Below are 18,330 nucleotides of genomic sequence, written 5' to 3' on the forward strand. Positions count from 1 at the left end.
CAGAATAATGCACCTGCTTATATTTTCCTACGTGCTTATATGCCGCGTATAAATATTTATTTCACAAAGAGAAAAGGCCAACGAAAAAGCAGGGATAGCATATCGCTGGGTTTAAACGTGGCAGATTTAAACAAGGTATTCCTGTTTTCTGAATGCAGAAATCTCAACGTTGCCGTTATTTTAGCTGAACACATAGGTGAATGTCTTTTGGCATAGCTTATAAAACATGATCTTGGCAGCAATAAATAAACATCATAGGTCTCTGTCAGTGAGTCAAGCCGAAGTCGGACTTCGGCAAGCAAAAGGAGAGTGAACCAGATGGCCAAAAAGGATGCGCTGTTGATCCCTTTATTGAGCAGGATACTCGATGTTCCCGAAGCAGCATTACACGACGACAGTAATCTGATGCACTATGGCATGTACTCGATGCGCACCATGCGTGCCGCGACCTGGTTACGGCGCGAGGGGATCGCCGTCACTTTCTCAGATTTTATCGATAAACGGACCGTTAAAGAGTGGCGTGAGGTGATCTCTGCTGCAAAAGCCTATCGCACGGTGGCCGATACGGATGCCCCGCCGTGCGATACGCCAGGGTTCGAACTTGCCACTATGCAGCACGCCTTTTGGATTGGGCGTAACGAGCGGCAACAACTTGGAGGTGTAAGCGCTCATTTTTATGCTGAATTGGACGGTAAAGCGCTCGATCCAGAACGGCTGGCGAACGCGCTGAACCGCCTGATTCAACGCCATGACATGCTACGGTTGCGTATTGATCAGGACGCGCGTTTGCACATTGCGCCAGATAGCCCTTGTCAGCTACAGATCAATGATTTGCGCGAGCTGTCTGCGGAGCAGTGTCATGGGAGTCTGGCCGCGTTGCGTCAGCGCTATACCCATCAGCAGTTGGATATTGCCAATGGTGAAACGCTGATGTTGGCGTTATCGCTGCTGCCAACAGGAGACAGTCGGCTGCATATCGATTTGGATATGATCGCTGGCGATGCCACGAGCCTGCGTCTCTTGCTGCGTGAGTTGGCGCAAAGCTATCGCCAACCGGATTATGCGTTACCGCCGTTGCGGTCAAGCTATCGTGACTACCAACAGCGCTGGCAAGAGAAGCATGAACACCGTCGTGAGCAGGACAGAGCATGGTGGCAAACGCAGTTATCCCGCTTGGCGACATCGCCCGCTTTGCCCCTTCAATCATCAGAAAAAACCGTACCGGTAACCGAAAGACGCTATCTGTGGCTCAACCCTACGCAGCAGCAGCAATTGACGACGATGAGTCACCAATTCGGGCTAAGCGTCCCGGTCGTGCTGGCAACGATTTTTGGCGAGTGTATTGGTTTATGGAGCGGCGGTGCCCCCTTTCTGTTGAATTTACCAGTGTTTTCCCGCGATGAAGAGATAGAAGACGCCGATCGGTTGGTGGGCGATTTTTCCAGCTCAGTGCTGATTAACGTTGAGCCGAGCAGTGCTGCGAGCATTATCGAGCAGGCGCGTCAACTGCAAACCCAGCTTCACCGGGCGCTGGCACATACGGCGTGGAGTGGCGTTGATGTGCTACGCGATCTGTCGCGGCAGCAACAGATCAATGCCAGTCTGGCTCCGGTGGTGTTTACCAGCGCATTGGCGCTGGGCGATCTCTTTGAACCACCAGTGCGCGCGGTGTTAGGGGAGCCCGTGTGGTCGGTTTCTCAGGGGCCGCAGGTGTTGATTGATGCACAGGCTACTGAATACCTGAACGGCATCATGCTGAATTGGGATGTGCGTGCTGACAGATTTGCACCCGGTGTGATCGATGCCATGTTCGAGGGATTTCAGCAACAGGTGCACGCGTTACTTAACGATATTACGTGCTGGCAGCGCCCACAGCCAGTGCCACCGCCGGTAGCCCCCTGGCCGCCAGAGATTGCCGAACCGGCCAATGCGCCGACGCTGCTGCATCGATTCTTCATGCACGCCGAGCGAGATCCCGATGCTATCGCCTTGCAGTGGGGGGAGCACGGCGTACTGCATTACGGTGAATTGGCGCAAAATGCCTTGTGCATTGCGCGTTTTCTCCATGAGCAGGGCATCAAAACGGGTGACAGTGTTGCCATCAGTATGGGGAAGGGGCCGGAGCAGGTGATGGCAGTATTAGGCGTTCTGGCTGCGGGGGCAACCTATGTTCCTTGCGGTATTGATATTCCGCTGGCGCGCCGCGAAGCCGTGTATCGTCTGGCGAATGTAGCACTGGTGCTTTGTGACTCCCACAGTGCTTATCAGCCTGAATGGCCGCGGGGTATCCCGGTGCTTCCGCTGGTGCAAGGGCTGCAGGCGTTGCCGCTTGCGGCATCGGCCGAGGTGGATGAACAGCGGGCGATGTATGTCATCTTTACCTCCGGCACCACCGGGCAACCGAAAGGCGTTGCGGTTTCGCACCGCGCGGTTGCCAATACGGTGGACGGTGTTGATTCGCATTTCACTGTTACACCCAGCGATTGTACGATCACGCTATCCGCGCTTGATTTCGATCTCTCTGCCTACGATATTTTCTCCTGCCTGAGCCGCGGCGCTCGCGTGGCCGTGGTTGACGAACAGCAACGCCGGGATGCCCATGCCTGGCTGGCGCTGATACAGCGCTATGGTGTCAGCATCATCAGTTGTGTGCCTGCGCTGTTGGATATGATCCTCACCGCAGCCGGAGACACGCCACTGTCTTCTGCCCGGCTGGTTATGCTGGGGGGCGATCGTATTCCGGTGGCATTGGCGGAGCGGTGGTGGCGGCGCACGGCAGGAGCACCTTTCGTCGGGTTGGGTGGCATGACGGAGGCTGCAATCCACTCCACGTTATTCGTGCTGCATGCCGACGATCCACGCTGGACGCTGGTGCCTTTTGGTACGCCTCTACCCAATATGTATTGCCGTATTGTGGATGCTCTGGGGCGGGATTGCCCACCTTGGGTGGTCGGAGAACTGTGGGTCAGCGGCCCGGGATTGGCGCTGGGGTATCGTAACGATGCGGAGCGCACCGCGGTGAAGTTTGTGGCATGTGCCGGGCGACGCTGGTATCGCAGTGGTGACCGCGCCCGCTATTGGCCCGATGACACCATTGAGTATCTCGGGCGTAATGACCAGCAGATCAAGATTCGCGGGCACCGCATCGAGCCGGGTGAGGTGGAAGCGGCCCTGATGCGCCATCCCGCCATTCACAGCGCCTGCGTAACGGTAGTGGCACAGGCGACCCGTCAACTCTGCGCCACGCTGGTGACCGATGAAAATAATAGCGCCAGCGTCTGGCAAGGCTGGTTGCAGCCGCTGCTGCCACGCTATGCCATTCCCGAACATTACGTAGTTATACCCGCGATGCCGGTAACGGAAAACGGCAAAACGGACAGGGCGAGCGTAGAATACCTCGCCGCATCGCAGATTAACCTGGCGCGCACCCCGCGTAGCACGCCTGAAAACGATATCGAACGGCAGGTTGCCGCGCTGTGGGCCATGCTGTTGAACGTTGACAGCGTGAGCCGTGAGGATAATTTTTTCGTTCTGGGTGGCGACAGCCTTATTGCCACGCGCTTGATTGCGGCGCTACGCGAACGGCAGTTGAGCGCGCCGTTACATGCTTTATTCACGTCCCCCGAACTGCGCGATTTTTGCCATTATGTTCAAGCAGAAGTCGCTGTTTCACTGCCTATGCTGGTCGCCGATGACGCCGCGCGCTATCAACCCTTTCCACTCAGTGATATTCAGCGTGCCTTCTGGATTGGTCGTAGTGAACAGATGACGCTGGGCGGCGTCGGCTCGCATTTTTATATCGAATTTGATGGTGAAGGGCTGGATGTCGCACGCCTTGAAGTCGCCTGGCAACAGTTGATCGCGCGTCACGCCATGCTGCGTGCGGTGGTGACCGACGCCGGGGAGCAGCAGGTGCTACCCGACACGCGGCTTTATCATATTGAACGCCATACCGCCTGCGATGATGTTGAAGGGGCGTTGCAGACCTGGCGCGATACGCTGTCGCACCGGGTTTACGATGTGCGTGAGTGGCCGCTGTTTTCCCTTCATGTGGTGGATTACCAACAAGGGGGGGACGCGCGCCAGCGGCTGATGGTCAGCCTCGACAGCATGATGTTCGATGGGCGTAGCATCATGATCCTGTTCACTGAATGGGATGCTTTATACCGCAATCCGACGGTGGAATTACCCGCGTTGCGCATCCATTATCGGGATTATCAATGTGGGCTGGCGGATCATAGTGCGGCACTGATGCCGCAGGCGAAGGCCTACTGGCTGGAGCAACTGAAGACGTTGCCCGCAGCGCCCGCCTTACCGTTGGCGGTAAGACCCGAGACGGTGGTGAAACCCCGCTTCCAGCGCAGGCGCTATGTGTTACCCGCGGAGTCATGGCAGCGTTTTATGTCGCAGGCGCAGCGGCATGGTATCACCGTCAGCGTGGCGCTGGCGGCGGCCTACGGTGAAGTGCTGGCGTTCTGGAGCAATCAGTCTGCACTGGCGCTGAACTTCACGCTGTTCGATAGGCAGCCATTGCATCCCGATATTAACCGCGTGGTGGGGGATTTCGCCTCTATCCTGCTGCTCGGTTATGAAACTGCGCAGGGTAGAGATTTTTGTCAAGCGACCATGCAGTTGCAGCAGCAAGTGGGGGAAGGGCTAAGCCATCGGCAGTTTTCTGGGGTGCAGGTTTTGCGTGAACTGGCCCGTTATCACGACCAAAGCATGGCTACGATGCCCGTCGTGTTCACCAGCGTGCTCGGGCTGGAAAAGGATGCATCGATGGCGCTGTCGGACGCGTTTCCCCGCGTACATTATTCGCTGACGCAAACGCCGCAGGTGTGGCTCGATGCCAAAGTCAGCGAATCGCATGGGTGTCTGCTGCTGGAGTGGGACGTGGTGGAAGCCCTGTTTCCACCCGGCGTTATCGACAGCCTGTTTGCCGCATACTGCCATCTGGTCGAAAGTCTGGTACAGGCAGACTGGTGCCAGCCAATATCGTTGTCGCTTCCCACAGAACAGCAGCGTCTAAGGGCACAAATCAACCAAACGGCGATGGATTTCGGTGATAACACCGTGCCTTACCTGCGCGTTTTTGCTCAAGCACAACGTGCCCCGCAAGCGACGGCGCTGGTATGGGGCGATCATGGCGTAATGCATTACGGTGAGATGACGCGTCAAGCGTTGAGCGTGGCGGCATATCTGGTGCAACAGGGCATGCAGCCAGGTGACAAGGTGGCCATCACACACCGCAAGGGAGCGGCGCAGATTGTCGGGGTGCTAGGCGTGTTGGCAGCGGGAGGCTGCTATGTTCCTTGCAGTATCGCGTTACCGCTGGCACGCCGCGAGCAGATTTACCAGGCGGCTCGGGTACGCTGTGTTCTGACTGACGATATGAGCCTGACACATCTCGATTGGCCTGCCGCGTTTCCCGTCGTGGCGCTCAGCACCGCGCTGGCTTGTGCCCCGTTACAAGAACCTGTCATTCAGCCGGGTCATGCGCCGATCTACGTTATTTTTACCTCAGGTAGCACTGGAGCACCCAAAGGGGTGGTGGTGAGCCATCGTGCGGTTGCCAATACTATTGATGCCGTCACCCGACGCTTTGATCTCAGCGTCAGCGATCGTTCCATGACGCTTTCTGCACTGGATTTTGATCTGTCGGCTTTTGATATTTTCACCTTCCTCGGCATCGGTGCTTCGCTGGCCGTGGTCGAAGAGCCTCAGTGGCGTGATGCGGCCGCCTGGGCGGTGTTGATGACTCGCTGGCAGGTTAGCGTGATCAGCGCCGTGCCAGCGCAAGTGGAGATGTTGACCATTGCAGCCCATGACGGTGGGTTGCCACAGTCGCTGCGGCTGGTGATGGTGGGCGGCGATCGTATCTTGTACGCCTTGCCGCATCAGCTATGGGCGCTGGCGCCTCAAGCGCGCTTTGCGGCCCTGGGCGGTATGACGGAGGCGGCAATCCACGCGACTTGCTACATCGTCACCCCCGATGACCTCTGGTGGCCAGCGGCCCCGTATGGCGAGCCGCTGGCGAACATGCGCTGTCGGGTTGTCGATGGACAGGAACGCGATTGTCCGAATGGGGTGAAAGGTGAACTGTGGATCAGTGGTGCTGGACTTGCCGACGGTTATATGGGTGATGCGCAACGCAGCGCGGAGAAGTTTGTTGTGCGCCAGGGTACCACTTGGTACCGCACTGGTGACCGGGCCTATTACCGCGACGACGGCGTTCTGATTTTCTGTGGGCGCACTGATGGGCAAGTCAAAGTGCGAGGATATCGCATCGAACTGGCGGAAATCGAAGGCGCGTTAACCCGACTGCCGGAAGTGGACGAGGCGGTTGCCGTGCTTCTGGATGCGCCTTCGCCGCAGGTAGCTGCCGCACTGGTGTGTCCTGAGACCACCGAGATGGCGGAGATCAAGTTAACGCTGCAGGCGTGGTTACCTGAGTATGAAGTGCCTGAACACCTGATACGCATCGCCCGTGTGCCCTTGACGGCCAATGGCAAGATTGACCGAGCAGCCATTCGTGACGAGATGCAGTCCTATCTGAATGGCCTGCGTGATGAACGGGGAGGGGAACGCCCCGTCGGCCGGGCAGAGCAGGTTCTGGCAACGCTGTGGGGCGCATTGCTCGATCTGGATACGGTTACGCGTGAGGCGAACTTTTTTTCACTCGGTGGCGACAGCCTGATTGCTACCCGGCTAATCAGCCGCTTGCCCCAGGAGGGGTTTCACGGCTCGCTGGCGTCACTGTTTCGCCAGCCGGTGTTGCACGCGTTTGCGGCAACGCTGCGGGATGCTACGCCTGAACAACCAATCCGCTTACACCATGACGCCGCGCAGCGTTATCACCCGTTCCCGCTGAATGACGTGCAAGAGGCCTATTGGCTGGGGCGGCGCGACGGGTTTGTATTGGGAGGTATTGCCGCTCAGTGCTACCACGAATACGAACTGCAACACGCCGATCTGATGCGACTTGAGCACGCCTGGAACCAGTTGGTGATGCGGCATGACATGCTGCGCTGCGTTATCAGTGAGGATGGTCAACAGTCCATCATGGAAGAGGTCCCCTATTTTTACTTCCGTTACCACGACTTACGCCATTTGACCGATGCGTCAGCACAGTTGGCATTGCTCAGAAACCGAATGGCGCATCAGATTCTGTCTGCCAGCAGCGGCAGGCTCTACGACATTACGTTGATTGACTATGGTGCTGGGAAATCGCGCCTTGCGGTGCTGTTCGATAATTTGATTGTCGATGGTTTAAGCATGTTGACGCTGTTTAGTGAATGGTTCGAATGCTACCAAAATCCGGAGACTGAACTCCCCCCGCTGGCGATACAGTTCCGTGATTATCAGTGCTGGCGTGCGCAGCAGGGACAGGCGCAAGAGGATATCGTCTACTGGCAGCAGCGCTTTGATGCGTTGCCGCCAGCGCCCGCATTGCCGACACGGATGGTGCCTGCTGCCATCATCACGCCGCGTTTTCGTCGACTGGAAGCGCAGCTCGAACCCGCACTGTGGCGACAGCTCAGCGATCGCGCGCGTCAGGTGCAAATTACCCCCTCAGTGCTGCTCTTGACCTGCTTTGCGGAAACATTGAGTCGGTGGAGTGGGCAAAAAGCGTTGGTGATCACCTTGACGCAGTTCGACCGCCAACCGCTTCATCCCGACATCAACCGTGTCGTGGGTGATTTTACCTCGCTGACGCTGGCAGAGTATCACGCCGATAACGCCGAGAGCTGGCTAAGGCACGCCCAGCGGTTGCAGGAGCAAGTGTGGCGCGATCTTGGCCACGCCTCCGTGTCTGCGATTTCGGTACAACGCGCGCTGGCACAGCGAGCAGGCAATGAGATGCAGGCCGCACCCGTGGTGTTCACCAGTATGCTGGGTGTGGCCGATACGCTGGCTAAAGCGGTGCCCTGGCCGAACTACACCTGTTCGCAAACGCCGCAGGTGTGGCTTGATCATCAGGCCATTGATTTAGCCGATGGTGTGTTGCTCAGTTGGGATTATCTGGAAGAGCTGTTTTTACCGGACATGATTGAGCAGATGTTTGCCTGGTACTGCCACACGCTGCGCGCGTTGGCAGGCAATGATTGGCTGGCGCCGCCGATGAGGGATTTGCCCGTTGCGCAGCGCCAGATACGACTCCAGGCCAACACGACCGGCGGCCCGATGCCAAACCATCGGGCGCTGCATGACGCCTTTTTCAGCCAGGCGCAGCAGTGGCCCGAGCGCCCAGCGCTGTGGGATAGCGTGAACGGCCACCTGAGCTACGGTGCGCTGCGGGAACAGGCGCTGACGGTTGCGGCCGGACTGCTACACCACGGTATTCACGCGGGAGATTGTGTCGCATTGTGCTTGCCGTCAGGTAGCGAGCGCATGGTGGCGCTGCTTGGCATCCTTGCCGCTGGTGCGGCCTATTTGCCCCTCAATCAGGCGCACCCCATCGCGCGCCACGCCCTGCTTTGCCGTAAGGGGCGCGCGAAGGCCGTTATTTGCGACAACGAACTATCGTTCGCCTTACCGACCTACTCGCTGTCCTCATTACGGGCCAACGCGCCGTTAACGGCACCGATTATTCCGCCGGACGATACGCTTGCCTACGTGCTGTTTACCTCTGGAACCACCGGGGAGCCCAAAGGCGTGATGGTTGAACACCGTAATGTGCTCAATACGCTGGAGACGGTGTGTCAGCAACTTGATATCTCGGCGCAGGATGTCTTTCTGGCCGTTTCCGCGCTGGATTTTGACCTGTCGGTGTTTGATCTGTTCGCCGCGCTGAGCGTGGGCGGGCTGGTGGTGTTGGTGGAAGACTCGCCCCATCATGATGCAGATCGCTGGTTAACGCTGATGTCTACCCACGGTGTCAGCGTATGGAACAGTGTGCCGTCGTTGTTCGATATGCTGCATACCCTCGCGCGTGCGCGGCAGGTGACACTGCCCGATCTGCGTATTGCCTTGTTATCGGGAGATTGGGTGGAGCCTGATAGCGGAGAACGGCTACGCACGTTCGCGCCGTCAGCACAGGGGTTTGCGTTGGGCGGGGCTACCGAGGCCGCAATCTGGTCCTCGATATGGCCGCTCTCCTCACCACGACCGGAAGGATGCCACTCGGTGCCCTACGGCTTCCCTCTGAGAAATCAGCGTTTCCGCGTAGTGGACACATTGGGCAATGACACGCCTGACTGGGTGCCCGGTGAACTGTGGATTGGCGGGTTGGGGATAGCACGCGGTTATTGTGCGGATGCGCGCTTGACGGCGCTGCACTTCAACGGTGATTACCCGTGGCGTTGGTATCGTACCGGCGATCGCGCTCGCTACCGCCCAAACGGTGTGCTGGAGTTTTTGGGACGCATCGATAATCAAATTAAGTTACAGGGTCACAGAATTGAACTGAGTGAAATTGAATCCATCTTGCAGCGTCACCCACAGGTGCGTCAGGCGGTTGCCGTAGTGCAGGGCGATGGCGCTACGGCAGGATTGCACGCTTATGTCCAGATGGATGTTGCTGAAGAAGCGTTCAACGCGCTTCTGAGTGCACTGCACCATGAACTGCGTATCACCTTGCCGGGCTATGCGATTCCGGCGGCAATATCGCCTGTTACCACCTGGCCGCTGACGCCCAACGGAAAAATCGACAGGTGTCAGTTAGCGATACCGTCACCGCACCCAACGTCCCACCAACCCAAGAAGATCAGCGAGTTGCAGCATGTGGTTGCCGTGTTGTGGCAACAACTCGTGGAAGGGCCGCTGCCATTGGGCACTGACTCCTTCTTCCGCGTGGGCGGTAACTCGTTGCTGGGGACAAAATTAGTCGCTCAGGTGTGTGAACGATTTTCTATCAATCTGACCATAAAGGAGTTTTTCTATGATGCAACCTTATCTGGTCTGTGTGCCTGTGTTGAACGGCATTTAGCCGACCGCGCTCGAATGGAGGAGGGAACGCTATGAATATCGCCGATTTTGTTGCCACGCTGGAGTTGCATGGCATCGAGTTGTGGAGCGAAGGGAATCATCTGCACTTTCGGGCGCCTGCCGGAACTTTGAATGAAACGGTGAAAGAAGCGTTGCGCGAACACAAGCCTGCGCTATTAGTCTATCTGGCAAGCCGGAATGAGAGCGAGGCGATTCACTGCGATCGTCAAAGTCGTTTTACGCCATTCCCCCTGACGGAAACTCAGCAGGCGTGGCTGATCGGGCGTCACAGCGCTTTCGCTTACGGCGGTCTTGCGTGTCGTGGGTTTCTTGCTGTGAGTTTCCCCGCTGTGCTGGAGCCCGTGCGGCTGGAGCAGGCATTGCAGCAGTTGATTGCTCGCCACGACATGCTACGGGTGGTGGTGAAAGAGGAAGGCTTTCAGCGCGTTCTGTCAACGGTGCCTGATTATACGCTGCCCACCAGCGATCTACGCCATCTTGGTACTGAAGCGGCGCAGCGCGCCGTGGAGCGGCTACGCGATACCCTGTTGTCGGCCCCGTCTGATTACGCCACCTGGCCGCTGTTCGCGGCGCATGCGGTGCGGTTGGCCCGTGAGACACAGTTGCTGTTGGCCGTTGAACTGATCGCATTGGATGCGGCCAGCCTCTATCTGTTGGTCGATGAGCTTGCGCTGCTGTTGTTCAATCCGGAACAGCTTCTCCCTGCGCCTGACATTACCTTTCGTGACTGCGTGATTGCACGGCGTGCCGCACGTGAAGGAAAACGCTATCGAGACGATCGACACTATTGGCTGGCACGCCTTGATGCCCTGCCTGACGCGCCGCAACTGCCGCTGGCGGAAGCCGCGGCCGATGCGCCTTTTCTGCGCCGTTATCGGCTGCTGTCGGCGAGTCAGGTCAGACAGCTCGGCTCACTGGCTGGCGAACATCAGGTGACTTTGAGTGTATTGTTGCTCGGGGCGTTTGCCCAGGTGCTGGCGCTGTACAGTCAACAGCGTCATTTCACGCTGAATTTGCCCGTGTCTAGGCGCGATCAACGGCACCCCGATATCCAGCGCGTGGTGGGAGATTTTACTGACACCGTGCTGCTTGAGGTTGATTTACAAGGTGTAGTCCCGTTTGGCGAACAACTGCGTGTGCTCAGTCAGCGCCTGTGTGACGCGATGGATCACGTCAGTTACTCCGGGTTAGAAGTGCTCAGAGCGCTTTCTCGCCGTCTCGGGGACGCCCAAATAATGCCCGTGGTGTTTACCAGCACATTGGGGCAACGCGGACACCGCGAGGGGAAAAAGCCTTGCTATCACCTTGTTCAAGGCATGACGCAGACGCCGCAGGTGCTGATCGATTGTCAGGTAGTGGAGCAACCAGAAGGGATCCTGGTGGCATGGGATTCGCGCGAGGCGCTGTTTCCTCCGGCCTTGATTGAGCATGCGTTCGAACTGTATAGCAGTTTTATCAATCGGCTGATTGAAGACGGTGAGGGCTGCATGCTGCAGGTCCGCCCGGTGCCGCTGCCCGCCTCATTGTGCCATGCGCGTCAGTATGCCAACGCGACCTGTAGGGCTCATCCGGCCCAGTTACTGCATCAGGGGATTGTGGTGCAGGCTGAACGGCGTCCCGAAGCTATCGCAGTCATTGATGAACACGGTGCGCTGAGCTACCAACAACTGCTGGCGCAGGCCTGCAGGCTGGCCGCACGGTTGCAGCAGGCGGGGCATCAACCTACACAACGGGTTGCCATTTTCTGTGATAAGGGGCGGGGACAGGCACTATCCGTGCTTGCAACGCTACTGTGCGGGGGATGCTATGTGCCGTTTTACTTGAAGCAACCGACGGCGCGTCGCGACCTGATGTTGCAAGATGCTGACATTGCGTGGGCCGTTGCCGACGATCTCACTTTGCTTCCCGCAGGTATCCAGGTGTTTAACTGGCGGTGTGAAACACCAGTGTGCGACTTCACACCGGTATCGGTGGCACCGGAGCAGCCCGCATACCTGATTTATACCTCAGGTTCTACCGGCACACCAAAAGGGGTGGTGATGTCTCATCAGGCTGCCTGGAATACGCTGGCCGACATCAACCACCGCTTTGCCGTGGGGCCGCAGGATGCGGTGCTGGCTTTGGCTAATCTCTCCTTCGATCTCGCCGTTTACGACCTATTTGGCGTGCTGGCCGCCGGAGGGCGTCTGGTCTATCCCCATGCGGCTCAGCAGGGCGATCCGGCGCACTGGGCGCAGCAGATTCAGCATCATGACATCACCTTGTGGAACAGCGTGCCGTCACAGTTGCAGATGCTGTGCGATGTCCGGCAACCGTTGGCACCGCTGCGCGTGGTGCTGGTCTCCGGGGATTGGGTGCCGCGTAGCCTGACGGAATCGCTGTCGGCGTTACAGGCATCCGCTGAGCTGTTTGCCCTGGGGGGGGCCACTGAAGCGGGCATTTGGTCGGTGTGCTGCCCAGTCAATGCGCTGGAGGCCCACTGGGTTCATGCCCCTTATGGCGCGCCCCTCGCCAACCAGCGCCTGTACGTTCTGGACGACGCAATGAATGACCGTCCCGATTGGGTAGAGGGAGAAATTGCCATCGCCGGAGCCAGCCTGGCCGACGGATACTGGCAGGATGCCGAAAAGACGGCGCAACGTTTTGTCACCGCGCGCAATGGTGAGCGTCGCTACCTTACTGGCGATCGAGGGCGTTATTGGCCCGACGGTCGTATCGAATTTCGAGGTCGCTATGACCAGCAGGTGAAAATCCACGGTCACCGGGTGGAACTGGGCGAGATCACCGCGACGCTGCGCCAACATCCGGCGGTTGCGGATGGCATTGCGCTGCTGACGGCAGAGGGGACGTTGCACGGTGTAGTCGAAATGGCTGCCGGACAACAGTCCGCCGCCACCTCGGTGACTGATGCTGCCCGATACTGCGCAGATCAACTCGAACGGGGGATGGATGCCCCGGCGTTCACGGCATTGATGGCAGCGGCGGACCGGGTAGCCATGCTGGCGATGGCAGCCCGGTTACGGGCCGATGGGTTATTCGGCGCGGAGGCGGTTTACCATTCATTAGACGAGATATATCAGGCAACGCATGTGGCGCAGACGCATCAGCGCTTGCTGCGTCGTTGGTTGGATGCCTTAGTCGGGGCGCGGGCGTTAACGCGCGATGCACAAGGTCATTACCGTGACTTGATACCGAGTGATACAGCGGCGCTTGACGATGCCTGGCAACAGGTTGACCGCCTCGAACAGCGTACTCGCTATGGCAGTCTGACATTGAATTACATCCGGGCGTGCAGTGAAGATCTGGCAGGGCTATTACGCGGTGAGCGAGATGTGCGTGGGCTGCTGTTTCCACAAGGCGAACTCTCGACGGCGCAGGCCGCCTACCGCGATAACGTGGCGAGCCGCAGCATGAATGCCATTGCTATTGCAGCCATTACCGAATTTGCGAAGCAGTGCGATCGGCCATTGCGCTTGCTGGAAGTGGGAGCCGGGGTGGCGGGGACGGCCAGCGAGTTGGTTCCTGCGCTGGCTGCCTATGGTACTGAATACTGGTTTACTGATTTGTCGACGTTCTTCCTGACAGAAGCGCGTAAACGCTTTGCTGACTACGACGGTATGCACTACGGCCTGTTTGATATGAACCTACCCGCCGCGGCGCAGGGCATGCAGGCCAACAGTATGGACGTTATCCTGTGCGCCAACGTGTTGCACAATGCACGACACGCGGGTGAGGTGCTGGCCGGTCTGGCGCAATTGCTGACACCGGGCGGCATTCTGGTGTTTATTGAACCGGTGCGGCGCCATAACTACCCGCTGTTAGTGTCGATGGAGTTTTTCCCCGAACTGACCGGATTCACCGATCTGCGTGCAGAAACCGATCAGACCTTCTTTACCCGTGAACAGTGGCTCGATTTATTGCAGCAGGCGGGCGCGACGCTGCTTGACTGCTCACCTGCTGCGCACAGCGCCTTGGCAACGTCGGGGCAGGGCGTCTTTATCGCTCAGTTTAAAACCGACCGTGCCAGTGTGTCTGATGCGCGTCTGCGGACGTACCTGCAAACGCGGCTACCGGTGTACATGATACCGACACAGTTGCATGTCTGGGATGCTTTGCCGCGCACTTCGAGCGGCAAAATAGACAGACCGATGCTGGCGAAAATGCTGGTGAGCCACGGGTCAATCGCGACATCGCAGGTGCTGGGTGATGCGCTGAGTGACGCACTGGAAAAGGATATTGCTGCCATCTGGAGCGAGGTCCTCGACACGGAGATCGTTACACGGGACGCCGATTTTTATGCCTGTGGCGGCGATTCGCTGTTGCTGTCGCGCATGATTGGCCGACTGCGCGAGCGCGTCCCTGCGGCCAACGCGCTGACCTGGGGAAGTTTGCTGCGTCATTTGCTGCAAGAACCCACGCTAAAATCCCTTTCTGCAAGGCTGCGTCAGGTCGAAAAACAACAAACGGTGGCATCCCCCACACAGGTTCCTCTGGTGGCCTTATGGGAAACGGCGGGCGTGTCATCACACGCCTGTGTGTTGTTACATGCGGGTAGTGGCGATATGCAGCCCTATCGACACGTGCTGCCGGAATTGGATAAATCAGGCTATTCCTGCGGGATCGGGATTGAACTGCCTTCACTGACGGCGTTTATGGCGTTACCCCCGTCGCAGGCGCTGCTCAGACTGGCGGGACAGTATGCTGATGCACTTTGCGAACGGGGAGAGCGCTTCACGCTAATCGGCTACTGTTTGGGGGGATTGCTGGCAGCAGAAATGGCTCGTCAGCTCAGTGAGCGCGGTGTCAGCGTGCAACAATTGGTGGTAATTAGCGCCTGGCAGCCGCCGCGCGTGGACGATGTGCGTCTGGTTGAGTACGTGTTTGCCCGTTCACACGGCGCATGCATGGAGGCGTTGCGTTTGCCGTCGGAATCGGCACTGGCAGAGGTTGTTCATTACGTGCTGCGTGAAACACCGTCCCACATCCCCGCTGGTGCATTCGACCGCCTGCCTGAAGCCTATCAGCCAGTCGGTGACGCACTGAGTCAATGGGCGATGAAACCGCTGAATGAGCGATTGCGTGTCTTGCAGGCCGGTGGAGATGCGCAGGGAGCATACCTTGCTCCCGCCGGTGAAGTGCAGGCCTTTGCGGAGCGCCATGCGCTGTTCCATCACTGCATGGCCGCCGTGGGTGAACACCAGCCTGCGCCCTGGACGGGAAAAACCGTGCTGATACGTAACAGTGCGAGCGATCCACTATTGCCGGGTACGCCGCAGGATGTCACCGACTATTGGCGACGTCTAAGCCTTGGCGATCTGACCGTGGTGGACACGCCTGGCGATCATTTCAGTTGCATGACGCAGCAACATGCTGCGTCTCTGGCTGACTGTATCGCACGGCACACGCGTCCGGAGGCGGTGCTGTGAAGCGGTTTTGCATCGCGATTCTGGGGGCGACAGGCAGTATCGGACGAGAAGTTACCCATTGGCTAGGCGCGGCGGGATACACATTACGCCTTGGCGCCAGGCAGCCCGAGGCGCTGTCCGCGCTGGCACAGCGGGTTAACGCGCAGGCGCAGGTGGTCGATCTCTACCAGCAAGCGGAATTGGATGCCTTTAGTCAGGGCTGCGCACTGGTGGTGAACTGTGCGGGACCGTCCTATCTGGTGCTTGATCGGGTTGCGCGCAGTGCCGCTCGGGCCGGTGCACATTATATCGATGTGTCCGGCGATGCGCCGGTATGGCATTTGCTGCAACAAACACCAACCTGCTCACGGGGCTGGATCGCAGTGCTCTCGGCGGGCATGTTGCCGGGATTGGCCAATTTGATGCCAGATTGGCTGGGCGTGTTGCCTGATGATGCCATTACCGTATACAGCGGCGGACGCGAAAGTGTACGCGGTGCGGCAGCGGGGGATCTGGTGCTGTCGGTCAACGATCAGTACGGCACGGTAGCGGCCAGTAGCTACTGGTATGGCGAAGCGAGCTCTTTCTGGGTCAAGGGAGAGCCGCATTTACGCCGGCTACCGACAGAGTTGCGCCATGATTTGGCGCATTTTCCCGGTGAAGTAACGTTGCTTCCGTTTCTCAGTAGCGATGCTGAGCGCCTGGCATTACGGCATCAATTGCGCGAACTGCGCTGGTATAACGTGTTTAGCGGCGGCTTCTTGCGTGAGACGCTGACCGGTTTACGCGGTTGGGTCAACAGTGCTGAACGTCTGGCGCAGGCGGTGGCTCAGGTTGAGCAGGCCAGTGAACTCGATCTGCTGGGGCACTCGCCGTATTACCGGCTGGTGTTCGATCTTATCCCTCACCACACACCGCGCCGCCGCGCGGTGATCTCCACCGACAGCAGCGCGGCGTTAACCGCCGCCGTTACGGTGAGCACGGTGAATGCGCTATTACGGGGTGACATTGCCCCAGGCGTGCATTTCGCGGATGACGTCCTGATGGCGACACAAACCTTTAACGACGTTATCCGCCTACATCCGGGTACGCAGATTCGCCAATACCTGCCTGATGAACGCCTCGAAGAGGGAAAACTATGACCCGCAAAATAAAGGCTGTCGTGTGCGGCACCGCGTTTGGCCGTTTTTATCTTCATGCATTGGCGATACATCCGAACATTGAACTGGTTGGGATCTTGTCGCGTGGCTCTGAGGCCTCCGTACGCTGTGCCTGCGAGATGGGTATTGCGCATTATCACTCGGTGGATGAATTGCCGGATACGATAACGCTGGCCTGCGTGGTGGTGCGCGCTGGGGTATCCGGCGGCAACGGTGCAGAGGTCGCGTGTGCGTTGCTGCGCCGTGGGATCCACGTTTTGCAGGAGCACCCACTGCACCCTGATGAACTGGCGCACTGTTTTCGTACTGCGTATCAGTATGGTGTGCGCTATGACGTCAATGCATTTTATCCCCATGTGCGCGCAGTGATGCGCTTCTTGCAGGCCGCGGCGTTGCTGCGCAAGCAACAACCGATCGCTTATCTGGAGGGGGTATGTGGCGCACAAGTGTTGTATCCCTGGCTGGATATGGCGGCGCGGGCGCTGGGGCGTTTGCAACCTTGTCGACTGGCGTTGGCGCAGCCGGCGCATACCGGCCCCTATACCATGATTCAGGGCGATATTGGTGGTGTCCCGGTGACTCTGCGCGTACAAAACCAGATCCATCCGGGGGATGCCGATAACCATGCGTTTTTGCTGCACCGCATGACGCTGGCGACGGACAGCGGCGTTTTGACATTGGCAGATACGCACGGTCCAGCCCTGTGGCAACCTCGCTTGCACACCCACCGTGATGCCACGCACCGTTTGGTGTTGGACGGACCGGGCACAGAACGCTTGGCGGCGCTGAGCAGTAGCACCCTGCCGGGCAGTGAGCCTGACACCTTTCGCGCCGTGTTCGATAGCCAATGGCCGCAGGCGATCAATCGGGCGCTGGATGCTTTTATCATCAGTATCGGAAACCCGGCCTTGGCCCAGAGCCAATCCGCGTGGACATTGAGCGTTACGCGCAGTTGGCATCAGATTTCAACCCTGCTCGGTCCCCCCGTGTTGATTGAACCCGAGACGCCACCCGAGGTGTCGCTGTGCCAGCAATTGTGTCAACAGGAGGCCGAATGACCCGTCATTTCTTGCGTTTTTTTACTCCGCCCTCGGCGTCGCAACCGCTGCTGGTTTGTCTGCCCTATGCCGGCGGCGGAGCCAGCGCATTTCGCGCCTGGTCAACGCTGTTTGATACGCAGATCGCCGTGGCTGCCGTGCAATATCCAGGGCGAGAAGATCGTTTTACCGAAGCGACTATCGATGACATGTCACGCTTGCTGACCACGCTGATGACCGAATTGCAACGCGATATCGCGACCCGGCCCTACGCGCTGCTGGGGCACAGCATGGGCGGTGCGATTGCGCATGAGTTGGCTATCCAGTTGGAAGCACAGGATATGCCGCCGCGACATCTGTTTATTTCTGGCCGGCAACCCCCCCGTTATCACCCGCGCGACAGCGCTGTCCATCGCAGCAGTGACAGCGATATTCTGGCTGAGCTGCGCCGTTTGAATCCGCGCAACAATGCGCTGGTGGAATCGCCGGAATTAGCGGCGCTGCTGGTGCCGATTATCCGCAGTGACTATCGCTTGATCGAAAACTATCGGCCTCATAACACGCCTGTGATTGGGTGTCCGATTGATGTGCTCGCCGGACGGGACGATCCCGATCTTCCCGCCGAACAAGCCTGCGCCTGGGCCGATTACACCTCCGCATCGTGTCAGGTGCATATTTTTCCTGGTGACCATTTCTTTATCAATCAGCAACGCGATGCGGTGGTTGACACCGTGCAGCAGGCGTTTCTCTCCTCGCTCACCCCCTGCACAAAAGGATAAA

5 protein-coding genes and 2 pseudogenes are annotated in these 18,330 nt (G+C 58.5%); all 7 read left to right on the forward strand.

The genetic code is table 11. From position 1 onward, the window contains the following. Positions 1-318 precede the first annotated feature (318 nt). Positions 319-8,037 (forward strand): annotated as a pseudogene (locus K6K13_RS09570) (amino acid adenylation domain-containing protein); the annotation flags it as partial. Between the two features lie 237 nt (positions 8,038-8,274). Further along, positions 8,275-9,606, forward strand: a pseudogene (locus tag K6K13_RS23730) (amino acid adenylation domain-containing protein); the annotation flags it as partial. A gap of 186 nt (positions 9,607-9,792) precedes the next feature. Next, positions 9,793-9,963 (forward strand): phosphopantetheine-binding protein, encoded by a 171-nt coding sequence (locus K6K13_RS23735; RefSeq protein WP_434064609.1) that lies wholly within the window; start codon positions 9,793-9,795, stop codon positions 9,961-9,963. Then, complete coding sequence (locus K6K13_RS09575) at positions 9,960-15,374, forward strand: non-ribosomal peptide synthetase (protein WP_222160581.1); 5,415 nt, start codon at positions 9,960-9,962, stop codon at positions 15,372-15,374. Before K6K13_RS23735 ends, K6K13_RS09575 begins: the two co-directional genes overlap by 4 nt. Beyond that, positions 15,371-16,495 (forward strand): saccharopine dehydrogenase NADP-binding domain-containing protein, encoded by a 1,125-nt coding sequence (locus K6K13_RS09580; RefSeq protein ID WP_222160582.1) that lies wholly within the window; start codon positions 15,371-15,373, stop codon positions 16,493-16,495. The genes K6K13_RS09575 and K6K13_RS09580 overlap by 4 nt, the downstream gene beginning before the upstream one ends. After that, the gene (locus K6K13_RS09585) at positions 16,492-17,571 is read left to right on the forward strand and encodes a Gfo/Idh/MocA family oxidoreductase (protein WP_222160583.1); all 1,080 of its coding nucleotides are present in this window, start codon (positions 16,492-16,494) and stop codon (positions 17,569-17,571) included. Before K6K13_RS09580 ends, K6K13_RS09585 begins: the two co-directional genes overlap by 4 nt. Continuing rightward, complete coding sequence (locus K6K13_RS09590; protein WP_222160584.1) at positions 17,568-18,329, forward strand: thioesterase II family protein; 762 nt, start codon at positions 17,568-17,570, stop codon at positions 18,327-18,329. Before K6K13_RS09585 ends, K6K13_RS09590 begins: the two co-directional genes overlap by 4 nt. Position 18,330: the final 1 nt, after the last annotated feature.

The sequence above is a fragment of the Symbiopectobacterium purcellii genome (assembly GCF_019797845.1).
GTDB lineage: Bacteria > Pseudomonadota > Gammaproteobacteria > Enterobacterales > Enterobacteriaceae > Symbiopectobacterium > Symbiopectobacterium purcellii.

Bases quoted from the DNA above. Each gene is read 5' to 3' on its own strand.
- K6K13_RS09590 (WP_222160584.1), top strand. From the start codon at position 17,568: ATGACCCGTCATTTCTTGCGTTTTTTTACTCCGCCCTCGGCGTCGCAA.
- K6K13_RS09575 (WP_222160581.1), top strand. From the start codon at position 9,960: ATGAATATCGCCGATTTTGTTGCCACGCTGGAGTTGCATGGCATCGAG.
- K6K13_RS09585 (WP_222160583.1), top strand. From the start codon at position 16,492: ATGACCCGCAAAATAAAGGCTGTCGTGTGCGGCACCGCGTTTGGCCGT.